Genomic DNA, 13,341 nt, shown 5'->3' with positions numbered 1-13,341 from the left:
TCGAACGTCCGCAACGTCCTTCGATGGCAATCGGTATGGCGCAGACGAGGTTCACGACCAGCTGCATCAGCAGATAGCGTCCCACCCACTTACCAGCATCCTGCAATGCTTGTGACGTTCGATGAAGGTCCCAAAAGCCGACAAGGCGGATGAATCGGTCACGCAAATTCTCGCGCTCAAGCAACATCAAATGGCCACCACGATGATAGTCCTGCCGATGCCGCTAATCAGGGGTCCAATAACCTTGTGTAACGGCGAGAACTGCCCCTCACCTGTCAGAAAGCAAGGCCGAGCTGCTTTCGGTTGCCAGCCGTCACGGCTGGGACCTGAGGGGGTAGACATCCGGTTCGTTCGATGGCGCAAGACCGGTCTGCGATCAGCTGCTGGCGGGGGTTCTTTGTCCATCTGGCATTCCCCTAACCACCTCACGCTGCAGGATTTTGCTGATAAGCGTTTTCTGCATGCTCCTTGATGCATTCTGCGTCGGAACCGCAAAGATCCATGATTTCGCGTGCTTTGAAAACCGAGATACCGTACTGGCTCGCGATTTGCCCTGCCTCGGAATCAACAGGCTCGTCTGTGTCATCTTGAGATCTATTCATCGTCGAGTCCTTAGGGCAAAATGCCCTGAACAATTAATTCCAAGGCTGACCAAAGGTTCCTGCATGTAGCTGCTGGCGGCATTAAAAAAGGGAGCCCTTCTCGGCTGCGAACCGATTGACCGAGGGTTGTAGGAACTTGCCAGCGCGCAGGAAGATGTAAACTTGCGAACGCCAAAGACTTGCCGAACACCGATCTCATCCATGCACATCATTAAGAACGCGCGCGGCAGCGCTGTTTGGACCGGGGACATTCGCAATAGGTGTGCGAGACATCGCGTGGGCCGGCTGCAAGATCGCCAAGGTCCCGCCCCGCTCAGGAACCGGTAGCAGCGCCCTCGACAGTGGCCGGGATGCTGCAGCGCACGAGCGGTAACTGGGGCTTGCTCGGAAGTGGTGCCAAGCCCTTCGGCTGACACTGATCAGTTGGCAACACTCACCAGAATTTAGGCGACTATTGCGAGCAAGCCGGTATGGGAGGCAGGCACCCGGCGCTCGAGCATCTGGCGCGACGCCTGATCGCTTAGACGCAGACCCAGCCGCTGCGCGGTCTCGTGCATGATTGTGTCGCGATCTGCGTCGTCGACGCCGAGTAGTTCAAACAGCTCGCTTACCTCGTCGATCGCGGCGCGGATATGGGCACCGCTGCAGGCCAGAAACCTGACATGAGCTCGCTTCCAACTCATCTAAGTTCGGAGCATTATCCCGGCCTCGTGGCCGCCTGGATGTTCGTTGGTCGGTTGGCACGCCGGCACGAGCCGTGTGTCGCGCAGCGGCAGGGCCATGGTGAGCTGCAAGCCGTCAGGGTGGTAGTTCAGTTCGACCTTAGCGTTTACATTGCACGGCGACGACCTTTTCCAGCAGTGTGGTGCCGAACCCGCGGCGTTTGGGCCGCTGGACCTTCGGCCCGTCGCGTTCTGCCAGTCGAGATTGAGGATGCGCGGGCCGCCCGGACGTATTGAGGCCGTGGCACCTTTCCAACTTGCCATAGCGCGTGGAGTGGGTGACTGATGGGATAGATACTCTGCCACGCCATAGGCCGCATATGACATCCGATTGAAGGAGGAGGCGGTTGAGCAATTGCTCGATACGCCAGACCTCGCCACCGCACTGGAAAGCGAACAATTCAAAAAGTTTCTTGACCAGGTGCCGATTACAATAGCCGTTTCCGACCTGAAGTCGAAGCAGCGGATCGTCTACGCCAATCCGGAATTCGAGAAGCTATCGGAGTTGAAGGCAGCCTTGCTCGCGCGGGAAAACTGGCTGGCCCTTTCAGGCGCGGGCCTTCATGACCAGAAGGACCGGCCGCTGGCCGAGGCTGTCGTCGAGGAAAACCGATTTCGTCGGAACGTTCCTCCTGCAACGCGGCGAGGACAAGCCGGCGATCGTCGATGTCTATTCCAACGTGATCGAGGACGATGACAGCAAGGTCTGCTTCAGGCTGGTGGCGCTTGTCGATGTCTCGGCCCATCGGGCGCCAGAGGAGCCGCGCTCGGCCGAGGAGCAGCTCCGGGAGAAGGACACGCTGCTGCGCGAATTGCAGCACCGGGCCAATTGCAGATGATCACCGCCCTGATCCGTCTAGGACCCGCAACGCCACCGAACCGAACCGCAAGCGGTTCGAGAGGCTCGCGGGCCGGGTAGACGCACTCGCGATACTGTACCAGACACTCTCGACCCGCGAGCAGAAAGGACGAGGTCGATCTCGGCATATATCTCAGCCAGATCGCGTCCGCGGTCATGGCCTCGCACGCCGTCGAAGGCATACGCCTCGACTTGAAAGTGGCTACCTACCCCGTATCGTCAACGTCGCCATGCCCGCTGGCCTAGTTGTCAACGAATTGCTGACCAACGCACTCAAACATGCCTTCGAGGGCCGCGAGGGCGGCACGATTACGCTGCATAGTGTGGTCAACGGCGATGGTTGTCAGGTGATCGTAGCGGATGACGGGATCGGCCTTCCGGATGGCGAGACCTGGCCGAAAGCCGGCAAGCTCGGGGCGCTGATTGCCCGCTCGCTAACCGAGAATGCCAAGGCGGAGTTCGAGGTAAACTCGGGCGCCAGCGAAGGAACTAGGGTCACCATCGTGTTCAAGCGTTCAGCGGCACCCTGACCCGACATTCCACGAACCGATATGGTGGATGCGGGCGGTGTTGTTAGTCTGATTCATTGCATATCTGAGGAAAATCGCAGATCAGATCCGCGAGTTCGACTGCCCCGAAATTCATCATATGCGCGGCCGTTCCACCGCAGTCGTCTCAAGGCCGTCCTGATCGATCGCCAGAAGGTCAGCATCCCGGCAAACTTGATCTTTAAGTTCCCGGTCGCCTTCGACGCGTCAATGGCGATATGTAGAATGCGCGGGTCTGTATGCTGTCGGGCGACGCCGCAGCGTACGTGTTATTGGAAAAAATTGCTCTCGTGCATTGGACGGATTTCGTCCATGTGAATATGTTCTTCGTCTACAGGTAGCGTGAGCGCGCGCCCGCAACCACGCACAGAGCAAGCGACCGCATCGGTGCACATGTCTCTGTCCGGGCTTGGCACGCAGATCGCGCCTGTCGTCGAGCCGCAATCTCCGCGGTAAACCCGAAGAAGTCGGTGTTCCCGGATTATATCATCTGCCTAGAGGATGGAAAAAAGTTCAAGTCGCTGAAGCGGCATCTTGCAACCGACTTCGACCTCACGCCGGACGCCTATCGCGCCAAATGGAACTTGCCGCAGGAATATCCCATGGTGGCGCCGAACTACGCCGCGGCTCGGTCGGCGCTGGCCAAGGCCAGTGGATTGGGCCGCAAGGCTGCACCCGTCGCACCAGCCAAGAAGGCACCTGCGAAGCGGAAAGCCAAAGCCTCGTAGTGGCCACGGACCGTGAGTGACATTCGCACCGCGCTGCTGCTATCCGTTCAGCGTAGTCTTCTCGATGCCGTTCCCTGCAATCTTCGGGCAGTAACCTGCGGCTGGCAAGCAGCGCATATCACGCTACGCTTTGTGTTTGACGGTGAGATTACCGATGGGAACGTCGAAGATGCCCAGACCGTCGGCACCGAAGTCGCCGCTGACTTCCCAGCGCCATGGAGCGTTGACGAGGATATCGTTCGAAGGGATTACCCGGACCCGCTGAGCGAAACCGCTCTTGCGCTGTGGGCATACCGCCGCAAGGAGAGCCCCGCCGCATGACGTAACGGAAAGACTCAGCTATGTCTGGAGTGCGGCGGACCGTCTGGCCGGCGCCATTCGGGCAACGTCCCCAGCGAGGACGCCGGCCTTTTTCCACTGTGCTAGCGCCCCTTCACTTTCGGCGTGATCTCCTCAATCCTCACCTTGTCGCCGACCTCCCTTGCCCAGGCTAGCGCTTTGGCCTTGTCTTTGGTGGTCAGCACCGTGCGCCAATGCGGCGCCTCGTAGACGCTCACGACGTAGGTGGTTTCGAGCTCGTCGGTCATCGGCTGTGGTCCTTCATGGTTTGTTGACCATATTAGCCCAGGATAATACTCGGACATGATAGGTAAGTGCGTACATGCCCACAAAGGCCCCGGCGCATTTCACCCTAGCGCCGGGGCCTCCGCTGCAATCCTTTATCCACCCTTGGCGTTGCCGTAGCCGGTCGGGCTGGTGTTCGGCGTATAGACCAAGCCGACGTCGTTCCGTTGCATTTCTTGCAGCGAAGCTTCGGCCGAATGTCCCATTCCATTGCCGGCGCATCCGGGCCGGACCGGTCGCGGAGCTTCACACCAGGTCAAGCACTTGCTTATGATGGCAGGCCGGATTGTTGCAGAACGCCGTCACCGTCATCTTTTCATCGACCAGAGATTGGAACATCCAGCCCTTTGTCATTGACGGCGATCATATCCGAGCACTAGTCAGTCAGCCAGGCCAGGATCGTGATGGACGATCGCGTCCAGGATAGCCTCGTACACGCTGCCTGTGTCTTCCTCGATGTCGTTGCTGCTAATGCCTGCGGCCTTGGCGTCCGCGAAGCTGCTCGGTCAGTTCGGCGACCGAGATGACATCGGCGCCAGCCGTTTTAGGGACGTGCTTTGAAATCCACTTGTAAAGGAAGTCGGTGCCGAGCGTGCTCAGTACCCAAACCACCCGAACGTAAGGCTGACCATCACCACCGCAATCAGGATTGAGAGCAGCACTGCAACGAATAGCGCCGCCTCTAAAATCTGTGTTTCTTTGTCTCTGAACATTAGGCGCGCCTTATGCTTTGCATTACCAAGGAAGGCGAAGACCCCCGATTAGGTTCCACAGATGGCTGGAACAAACAGGGGATTCACATCGAATACGGTTCGATCTAGAATCGGGTCATGTACACGATCTTCGATGACCTATCCAAAGCCCTCAGAACCCCCCGTGTAGACGCCTGGCGGCCTGTCCGCCTCATTGCCCTAGCCTTGCGGCAAGCTGTTCCTAGGTCTTGCAATCGGCCTTGGCGTAGGCATTGGAATGGCAATAGCGGGTTGACTGTCGCAGGTTAGCTAATTTTCGTTCTGCCTTGAGAGAACCGGCGCCGGGCACCGCTAAAATACGCCGCGTGATAACCGACGATGGGGAGCCCTTACGTCGTAGACAACGGGCAGCACGGCTGCCCAACACAACTCCTACAAACATCAACTGGCTCGCGGACCCTGCGATGGGTGTTTGCGTCCTTAAGAATGTCATTGGAGAAAGTCATGCGAACGCAGAACGGCTGGTGGGCAATCAGGATCCAAGAGGATGACCGACCCGAGATTACCGACGTAGGTACCTTTTCATTTGGACAAATGGCCACTCGGGTTGGCGATTCCGACCCCTTTGATCTAATCGAATTTGATCTGCTCCAGTACGTTGATACAACTAGCTGGCCGACGGCGGCAGGCGCGGTCGATCCTGGAACTGTTCGCGAGGGCTATTGGTGGGCTTTCGACTCAGAGGAAGAAGCACACCAGATTGTCTTGATCGGAAAGGGATGGGGCGGTTCAAGGCTTCAACGAGGACTTTGAGCACAGTCTCGACGAGTTCGAATTCCTAATGGCCGGCCAAATACCGCCATGCGCTTCCCGCCAAGTCGGCAAGCGTCTGTGGGGGCATGGCGATCTCCTATTGAGGGGATCGCCGCAACGGTGAGGACTATATTCCTGCCCTTCACTCGCCTGCCACCAGCTACAGGTGTCGTGGATTTACGCATTCTTGAGCACGTTAGCGCATCGTAATGAGCGGACATGATAAGTAGCTCATACATGGCTTGGCCCCGGCGATTCACCCTGCGCCGGGGCTTTTTGCATCTAGGAAGCATGTGGATGGCAAGCTCGCCGGACGAAGACCCCAACAACCTCAAGCCCGGCGAGCCTACAAGGTGGAAGACGCAGCCGCTTTCAACCGGCTGATGGCTGAGATTGAACACCCTGGCAATGCTGGGAATTGACTCGCTAACCGACTGTCGGAAGCGTGCAGAGCGGGCGCTACCCAGCCGTAGGACCTTCCCGTCGTCTGAATTCAAAGTGTCGAGGCCGAAAACGGGTTGGCAGTGTCACCGCAAGTCAGTGACCCGTATCCATTTGGTGCAAGTGCCTCGCAGGGTAACCCTCTGCCCTACCGCTTTCTCCGCCGCCTCGAAGGGCGTTCGGCCCTTTGCGTCAGACAATGGTTTCCCCGTCCATTTCCTCGACGCGATAACTCTTCATCGAGTTGCCTCAGCCATCCCGCGACGCTGAGGCTATCGGGATATTAGATGCGGCTCAATCTAACCAGCCTCGCTACCCAGCCGTAGGGCGCCGCACCGGTCATGTGGTGTTCCATTGAATGAACTCGACTTTCCTTCCCGGTGACGTCCCGCACCGCCTCCAACAGCACCTCATGCAAGACGCGCGTTGCTAGACTTACCTTCTCGCGCTCGAAATCGGACGTAGTCCCGAGCGTGCCTGTGATCTACGCAAACTTTGCGCGGGCACGTTCATCTCATCCACGAAACAGCTAGGAGACAGCGATTGGCTTCTTGGCGGTAATCCAAGAATTCACTCTCTTGCAGTGTGCGTTCGCACATTTCACCCCGTGCTAAGACCAACCCCAGCATCTTTCCACTTTCCTTCGCGCTGAATTGGTTGGCCATCAGTTTCTTGTAGTGCGCCAGCATCTCTGCGGGGACTGCGAAGCCACGCCGAAAGTCTGCCGCGGCTTTCTGGGTGCGGGTGATGCCCAACTGGCTGGCCGTAGCCTTAACAGAACCCACGCTACAGTTAAGCCGTGCGGCTATGACTTTCGGGCTCTCGTTGTTTGCATAGCCTTCCTTGATTGCTATCCGCCGTTCTGTCATTCCAACCGGCTGACGAGCGCTTCTATCCATCTGATTTCTCCGAACTTTCCGGAGATAACAACAACCGTAGATGTAGGCCGTTCCACACCACGGCTTGGATAAGACCATTGCGTTTTGCCGATCAGACTTAAGTCCAACGTGCGGCGCTCTCCGACGCATTGGGGCTAGGCCCGCCGCTGCCAGGGCATCCGTGGTCAGCGACGGCGCCAGGGCAAGGCCCGACGATTCTTTAAAAATGCCACGCCATCGCCCGGATGATGCCAGCCGAGGCATGAAGGCGAGCCAAGCGCGTAATATTATCGACCATAGACGGACCTCAGAGCGGCGCGCGTCCGTTTGAGTGTCTATTGGACTCGGCTCTGCTGTCGCGCCGTGGCGCGTGAACATGATATTTCCTGTGTGAAAGGCTCTGGCAGGATTGCTGACTATGAGCGCTCGCTCATACTCCCGACATGAAGCTGCAAGAGGTCGAACTGGTCTTATTGGAGCAGTCGCTGGCCAATGGGAACGGTATGAATCGTCCGTTTTCCGATCGAGTGAGTGACGTCGCGGAGAAAACTGACGGATCGGTCTTATTTGATGTTCGCATGGATGACGATGCACTCTTCCAAAGGATCGCCGCTATTGGGTTTGATGAAGATGGCACCGTCGCAATCCTGTTGGGCAAGGACGGACAACTTAGGTCCGCGCCGATAGCCAGCAGCGAGCAGCAGATTGCCGAATTAACGGCATGGGCCTTCCTGCCGATGGCAAAGCAGGTCCGCGTCAGCTATCGCGAATTGGCAGCGAGTTTGCTCGCGGAGATTCGTAAGTCCGGCCTCCTAAAATGAAAAGGGCCCCACGGCTTTACTTCATGGCTGTGCGGTCGCGAGGTGGCGAGTTGGATAATCATTGTTGTGAATCCAATACGTTGGAGCACTGTTGAACTACCGCGTCAGACGTGCGCTTTGGTGAGGCGTTGCAATGCCGCAGACAAGCTCAGATTCGTGCCTTAGCCCGCACGCCTCCACCATTCGGCGGGATGGTAAGTTCGTTGGTGAGATAAGCTCGTAGACATGGGTCGCGTTGAGATCGCGGAATACGCTGACAATCATACGCGCGTTGACATGGCTGCCCAGCCCTTTAGCGCTTCCGCCACAGCAACAAGCCCGCCCAGGCATATTGGTGATAGGGGCTGAAGGAGTTGTGTGGCAGGTAGCCGTGAGCCGCTGCCACTACAGTGCCGTCCTTTTCACCAATCGTCACAGTGGATGCGGGGCCCACGCCGCCCGTCAGCATTGAGCCTGAAAACGGCACCACGCCCGCATCATTCATAAGGGTCTGAATTCTAGCCATGTCCCTACCCTGCGGGTGGGCCGGCCGCTCAAGCTCCCTAAATTCGTCCGGTAAACCATGTGACAGGATTGCCTCCGAAGCTGCCAGAGCGGAACGGCGATCAGCGAGGAAAACGTCCCATCTATCGAAGCGGAAACCCTGCGCTTCCAGATGGCACTGTAGCTTGTCCGCATTGCTGGATGGGATAAGACGGAAGCCGCAGACGCCGTCGCGATCGAGAAATTCAGCAATCCGTGCCCAGCCCAGTCGCTCGGGGTCGTCGCAGCCCATGGTACGCCCTGTCTGGCAGGCACCGGCTATTATGTTGATGAACTCAGCACTCGCCTCCGCCTGGGCCTGCAGGCGCTGCTGCATCGGCGTGCCGACATAGCCTGTCATGATTGTTCCTCCGAGGGGTTCAACCTACCCAGAGAGAAATAACTTGCCAAGCAGCAGTCGCCACAACGCTAGCCGTCCCATTGCAAACAGAGGCAAACTGGACGCCCCAGCGGACAAATGAGGTTCACGGATATCAAGGCGACCATCCGCGTTGGAGAGGTCAAAACCTTCGGCGGAAGAGCGTTCGAAAAGGGCTGTCGGCGGCTCCGTCGTGGGAACGAAAAAAGAAGAGAAGCAGAACTTTCGCGTGCGATTTTTGCACACAACATCTCGTAACTAACTGATATTACTTATCTATCTGCCCCATCCATCATGGGGGCAATGGCTATGTTATGTGATTGGTATTGCTTCATTTTTACAATAGCTCAACTGGCTAGCCCACACCGAGCGCACACGAGAGACAGTCCTTCGGCGCGACCATACGCGACTTTAGGCAATAGACGCTGAACGGCAGACCGGCCTCGGCGAGCCGCTCATTTCGCGTCTCAGAACCTTCGGCGAACTCACCGACCTTCATATCGACGACATGTGCGACGTAGGCAAGTCCCCTCGCCGCTCCAAGGCCGCCCTCGTTTCGGCAGAGCGCAAAATGGGCCGGTACAACCGGCCCATTTTCAATCAATCCTCCTCAACCGATTCCTCCTCAGCGGGTGCCGGGATCTCATCCGGTAGGGTTTGCGGTCCAATCCGGTCGGCAACGAGCATCGAAAGCATCATCTCGACAAGGCCATTGGCGGACCCCTTCTCGCCACCGCTAGCGCCGATCTGGATCTGCGGCACGATCGGCAGCCTGCCGTTCTCGATCGCCTCGGCGAAGCGCATGAGAACCTGCGCGTTGAGCTGATAGTCGGGGCCGCCGAAGGCAGCCACCTTCTTCTCGGTGGCCTCGGCCTCCGCCAGACCGATGGCGCGCACCCTCTCGGCATCCGCAAAACCGGTCGCCTTGATGCGTTCGGCATCGGCAAGCGCGATAGCCTTGATCATGTCGGCCTCGCCCTGGCCGCCGAGGCGTACCTTCTCGGCTTCTGCCTTGGCAGTGACCTGAATGGTTTCTGCCTGCTGGCGGGTGCGGGCGAGTTGCGCCTTGCCCTCGTTCTCACTGATCTCGATGGTAAGTGCCGACGTCGTGATCTTGGCTTGCTGTTCGGCGAGCGCCTCCTTCTCACGCAACGTGCGCTCCTGAATGGCCGCCTTCTCCTGCAATTTATAAGTCTCGACCTTTTCGACTGCGATCTGGCGCTCACGCAACTGGATCAGGATCTGTTCTATGCTGTTCTGGCCATTGCCGGCACGGGGCGTACCAATCAACACTTCCTGCAGTTCGAGGCTGTAGGAATTGAATTTTTCGCGCATCTCCTCGCCCGATTTGCGCTGGATATCGCTACGCTCCTGCAAAAGCTGGATCAGCGTCTTTGTCTGGGCGATATTCTTGAAGTAAGCAGAGACCATCGGATCGAGCGTTTGTTCGACCAGCCGCTTGATGTCACCGAAACGCTGCACCACGAGCGGCGCCTTCATATAGTCGATATGCACGACGACGGAGAGCGGCAGCACAGGCTCGAACGCATCCTTGGTGATCAGCGACACTTCAGACAGGTTCTCGTCCAGCCTGTGTTCGCCAAACTGCTCCTTCGTCCATTTGAGCACAAAGTTGGTGGTCGGCACGATGATGATATTGCCGGCATAGGTATTGAACGCGTACTTGCCTGGCAGCAGCGGCGTTGACCAGACACCGCGTGCGCCGATTTCGACCAGCTCGCCGTGACGGTATGCCTGCCCGGATATATCCGTGCCGTGGCGGCCGTTATAGGAGACGACGACACCCACCGTGCCAACGTCAATGATCGTCTTCTTGACCAATTCGACGGTCGCGAAAATGCGATTGAGGAAGTAGCTACCGTCGGCCAGCACCTGCAGCTGCCGGCCACGGTAGCCTCCGGCATTGAGAAACTTCTCCGGGTCCTGAAAATTGTTATGGAAGTTCGGGTCGTTCGGATCGTTGGCGACGGTCGGTGCGATGATCTCGCCGTCCGGCAGGGCCGGACCGTCGTGGATGGTGACGATCCCGATCATATCCTCAGCATTATGGATGACGATTGGCTCAAAGCCGCCCCGCTCCGAGATCATGCTGGACATATTGGTAAAAAGGTTTTGTTCCGACGCGCTCAGATTAACGGCATAAATCGACTGGGCGGTCAGCACGATGAATTGTGCGAGATTGATAGCATAGATGCCTTCACGCAAGATCTTGCGTTGCGGTCCTTTCTGTCCGCCTTTTTCGAGAAAGCCGCGCACATCCTGGAAATCATCGGCGTCGGTGTTGGAAGCAAGTGTCTGCGTCGAAGGCAGCGGCTTGCCATCACGGGCAAAGACATAGCCGATCTGCCCCTGCGGGATGGTGACAAGATTGGCGCGATGCATCGAATATTGGAACGGCATGAAGAAATGCAGGCCACCGCGCACGACTTCCGGCTGGTAGCCTGCCTCACGGTTCAGCGCAATGAAGCCATTGCTGACGGAGCCGCGAAAACTCCATAGTTTTTCCAAGATGCCGAGCCTGTCGTTTGGGATGTAGCGAACCACGCCGCTCCACCGGAACAGGATTGCCAGCACGATGACTGGCACGGCTATCTCGATCGCCATCCATTTCATCGGCTCAAGATATTGCAGGGCTTCCATCTCTTCTCTCCTGTTGGGCGCGCGGGTTCGTTCACCCGACGGCCACCCGGTTGGTGTTGATTGATTAAGCGGGGAGATTGCGCACCGACACGCCCGACGCACTAAGAGCGTGTCGACCGTTTGGGCTGCTCATTGTCTAGGAAAATGACCGCGCGTCCCGGGTCCCCAGTGAGGGGAGGCGTGGTCTGAGTGATGTCACATCGGTGTTGCCTTGATAGACATAACGGCAAATGACGTAGGGATCGCGCCAACAGGTTTAAAGATATTCCGCGCGGAAATCGTATAAGTATTTTCCAAATGCTATTTCGAACAGCGTGGTGGTTGGCTTTTTCGCCTGCGCTATTACAGCTCCCGACACACATCAACGCAGAAATCGACGAAGGCGCGAACCTTGGCCGGCGGATGCTTGCGCGACGGGTGAAAGGCAAACAGCGGGAAGAGCTCGCCATGCCAGTCCGGAAAGAGATCGATCAGCACCCCATCCGCCAACAACTCCCCGACGCCCCAACTGATAACTTGGGTGACACCCGTTCCAGCGATGCATTCCTCCAGCATCGATTTGGGGTCGGTGAAGGTCAGAGGTCCGCTGGTCACGACCTCGATCGTTTCCTCGCCGCGTACAAACGCCCAATCGAACGGCGTGCCGCTATGTGGGTCCAGGAATTGCAGGCATCGATGCGTTGAGAGATCCTCAGGGTCGCGGGGGCCACAGGATGTCGTCGAGATTGGCATCCGCGTGATGGTGCATGCCTGAACTGAGGTAGACAAGCCGGTGTGGTCGCTCGATCAATGCGGTCAGGATATAGGCCGACAATGTGTTGATGGCGAAGACATTCGGCAAGCCGTCGGCCGTCAGGCGATAGGCGTCGCGATAGCCGACGGCGGCGTTGTGGATCGCCGCATCGAAGCGGCCGAGTTCATTGACGCGTGCGGCGACTTGCTTGGCTCCGGCAACTGTGTCGAGGTCGCCTTCCACGATTGCTTCGGCCGCTGCAGGATCGTCTGCTCGAAATCTGCGCCGAGTTCTCCGGCATCACGCTGCCTGCCTGAGCCAGAATGCCGGCGATCCCGCCGCTGATCCAGAACATTCCGGGAGCTGACACCAGTACGGAATGGCATTTCTACGGTACGATTTGATGGATGCAACGAGGGTTACCATGGGCGATTCTGCCGCAAGAAAACCTGTCTTCGATCCGCAGGATCTGGAGCCGCTGCTGATTTCGCGGCAACATGCGGGCGATGTCGATGGCATGAGCGCCTTGTTCGAACATGACGCGGTGATCGACTGCGGCGACGGACGTTTTCTGCGCGGCCACGCAGCCATTCGTGACTACTATGCCGAGATTGTCGCGTCTGGACGGAAGTTTGCCGTGGGAGAACAGCGCCCTGCTCTGATTTGCGGCGAACTCGCGCTTACCTCGACCCGGCTCCCCGACGGCGACATCACCAGCGAGGTTGCCCGGCGGCAGGCCGACGGCTCCTGGCTCTGGGTGATCGACCGCTATTCCGTCACCTGGGATTAAGGCTTGGCCCCGGGCCAGCTGTTTGCGCCGTCCGGAAAGCCCGGCCGGCCCTTTCACCACAGACGCACCGAAAACCCACTGCGGCCGCTATGGCCGCAGTCGTTGTGTTCAGCAATACGGGTGCGGCTACCGCCGCAGCGCGTAGACGCTCGCCATGGTTTCGCCGGGCACGGGAAGCGCCATGTCGTCGTCCAGAAGCCGCGTGATCCGGGCAAAGCCGGTGAATGCCTTCCTGGCCTCCTCCGCCGACATCTGTCCCGACAAAGCCGCCGAGCAGCAATTCAGCGCGCACTGATACACTGGCCCACGTCGTCCCGTCGGCCATTTACGCAAGAAAACCATCGCCTCGGCGACACTATCCACTTCTTCTACAGGGTGTCCCTGCCCGCGCGAAATCCGCACGGGCGAAAAGAAATGCAGGTAGTCCATCGTTTCCTCCCGGTCGATCGCGATGCCGCCCGATCGAACCCTATGAAACGCACGGTCAGGCGGTTGGTTCCACCCGGAAATCAGAATCTTTGAAAAATC

Annotated in this window: 14 protein-coding genes and 2 pseudogenes; 6 read left to right on the top strand and 10 right to left on the bottom strand. The window is 58.2% G+C overall.

Features of this window, described 5'->3' with window-relative positions; genetic code table 11:
• Positions 1–22 precede the first annotated feature (22 nt).
• The 3 genes and pseudogenes from AC0V8S_RS21905 to AC0V8S_RS21895 all read right to left on the bottom strand — a co-directional run.
• A pseudogene (locus tag AC0V8S_RS21905) lies at positions 23–252 on the bottom strand (AI-2E family transporter); the annotation flags it as partial.
• Between the two features lie 173 nt (positions 253–425).
• Positions 426–602: a hypothetical protein gene (locus AC0V8S_RS21900; protein WP_475433310.1), complete on the bottom strand. Its 177-nt coding sequence runs from the start codon at positions 600–602 to the stop codon at positions 426–428.
• 443 nt (positions 603–1,045) lie between these two features.
• Positions 1,046–1,285, bottom strand: coding sequence for a hypothetical protein (locus AC0V8S_RS21895; RefSeq protein WP_475433308.1), 240 nt, complete (start codon positions 1,283–1,285; stop codon positions 1,046–1,048).
• Between the two features lie 364 nt (positions 1,286–1,649).
• Here AC0V8S_RS21895 and AC0V8S_RS21890 point away from each other — a divergent pair.
• The 3 genes and pseudogenes from AC0V8S_RS21890 (at position 1,650) to AC0V8S_RS21880 (ending at position 3,780) form a co-directional block, all read left to right on the top strand.
• A pseudogene (locus AC0V8S_RS21890) lies at positions 1,650–2,713 on the top strand (ATP-binding protein).
• A 488-nt stretch (positions 2,714–3,201) separates the two neighbouring features.
• On the top strand, positions 3,202–3,459 hold the full coding sequence (locus AC0V8S_RS21885) for a MucR family transcriptional regulator (protein ID WP_475433306.1): 258 nt from the start codon (positions 3,202–3,204) through the stop codon (positions 3,457–3,459).
• 12 nt (positions 3,460–3,471) lie between these two features.
• On the top strand, positions 3,472–3,780 hold the full coding sequence (locus AC0V8S_RS21880; protein WP_475433304.1) for a MafI2 family immunity protein: 309 nt from the start codon (positions 3,472–3,474) through the stop codon (positions 3,778–3,780).
• Between the two features lie 101 nt (positions 3,781–3,881).
• Here the strand turns inward: AC0V8S_RS21880 and AC0V8S_RS21875 are convergent, their stop codons facing one another.
• A complete protein-coding gene (locus AC0V8S_RS21875; protein ID WP_475433302.1) occupies positions 3,882–4,046 on the bottom strand; it encodes a hypothetical protein in 165 nt (54 codons plus the stop codon).
• Between the two features lie 1,233 nt (positions 4,047–5,279).
• Between AC0V8S_RS21875 and AC0V8S_RS21870 the strand changes: the two genes are divergently transcribed.
• The gene (locus AC0V8S_RS21870; RefSeq protein ID WP_475433300.1) at positions 5,280–5,588 is read left to right on the top strand and encodes a hypothetical protein; all 309 of its coding nucleotides are present in this window, start codon (positions 5,280–5,282) and stop codon (positions 5,586–5,588) included.
• A 950-nt stretch (positions 5,589–6,538) separates the two neighbouring features.
• On the opposite strand, the gene AC0V8S_RS21865 is transcribed toward AC0V8S_RS21870, so the two are convergent.
• Positions 6,539–6,928 (bottom strand): hypothetical protein, encoded by a 390-nt coding sequence (locus AC0V8S_RS21865; protein WP_475433299.1) that lies wholly within the window; start codon positions 6,926–6,928, stop codon positions 6,539–6,541.
• Between the two features lie 422 nt (positions 6,929–7,350).
• Between AC0V8S_RS21865 and AC0V8S_RS21860 the strand changes: the two genes are divergently transcribed.
• Complete coding sequence (locus AC0V8S_RS21860; protein ID WP_475433297.1) at positions 7,351–7,728, top strand: hypothetical protein; 378 nt, start codon at positions 7,351–7,353, stop codon at positions 7,726–7,728.
• Positions 7,729–8,020: 292 nt separating this feature from the next.
• Here AC0V8S_RS21860 and AC0V8S_RS21855 read toward each other — a convergent pair whose 3' ends face one another.
• The 4 genes from AC0V8S_RS21855 to AC0V8S_RS21840 form a co-directional block, all read right to left on the bottom strand.
• Positions 8,021–8,611, bottom strand: a complete 591-nt coding sequence (locus AC0V8S_RS21855) for a hypothetical protein (protein ID WP_475433295.1) — start codon at positions 8,609–8,611, stop codon at positions 8,021–8,023.
• Positions 8,612–9,229: 618 nt separating this feature from the next.
• Positions 9,230–11,290, bottom strand: a complete 2,061-nt coding sequence (locus tag AC0V8S_RS21850; protein WP_475433293.1) for an SPFH domain-containing protein — start codon at positions 11,288–11,290, stop codon at positions 9,230–9,232.
• A gap of 342 nt (positions 11,291–11,632) precedes the next feature.
• The gene (locus tag AC0V8S_RS21845) at positions 11,633–12,022 is read right to left on the bottom strand and encodes a LysR substrate-binding domain-containing protein (protein WP_475433291.1); all 390 of its coding nucleotides are present in this window, start codon (positions 12,020–12,022) and stop codon (positions 11,633–11,635) included.
• On the bottom strand, positions 11,982–12,266 hold the full coding sequence (locus tag AC0V8S_RS21840; protein WP_475433290.1) for a Rossmann-fold NAD(P)-binding domain-containing protein: 285 nt from the start codon (positions 12,264–12,266) through the stop codon (positions 11,982–11,984). The genes AC0V8S_RS21845 and AC0V8S_RS21840 overlap by 41 nt, the downstream gene beginning before the upstream one ends.
• Before the next feature lie 181 nt (positions 12,267–12,447).
• Between AC0V8S_RS21840 and AC0V8S_RS21835 the strand changes: the two genes are divergently transcribed.
• The gene (locus tag AC0V8S_RS21835; RefSeq protein WP_475433288.1) at positions 12,448–12,813 is read left to right on the top strand and encodes a YybH family protein; all 366 of its coding nucleotides are present in this window, start codon (positions 12,448–12,450) and stop codon (positions 12,811–12,813) included.
• Positions 12,814–12,939: 126 nt separating this feature from the next.
• On the opposite strand, the gene AC0V8S_RS21830 is transcribed toward AC0V8S_RS21835, so the two are convergent.
• A complete protein-coding gene (locus AC0V8S_RS21830) occupies positions 12,940–13,242 on the bottom strand; it encodes a DUF982 domain-containing protein (protein WP_475433287.1) in 303 nt (100 codons plus the stop codon).
• Positions 13,243–13,341 lie beyond the last annotated feature (99 nt).

The sequence above is a fragment of the Mesorhizobium oxytropidicola genome (assembly GCF_056174625.1).
Note: the sequence above shows the minus strand (reverse complement) of the source record. Positions and strands in the feature narration are given on the sequence as shown.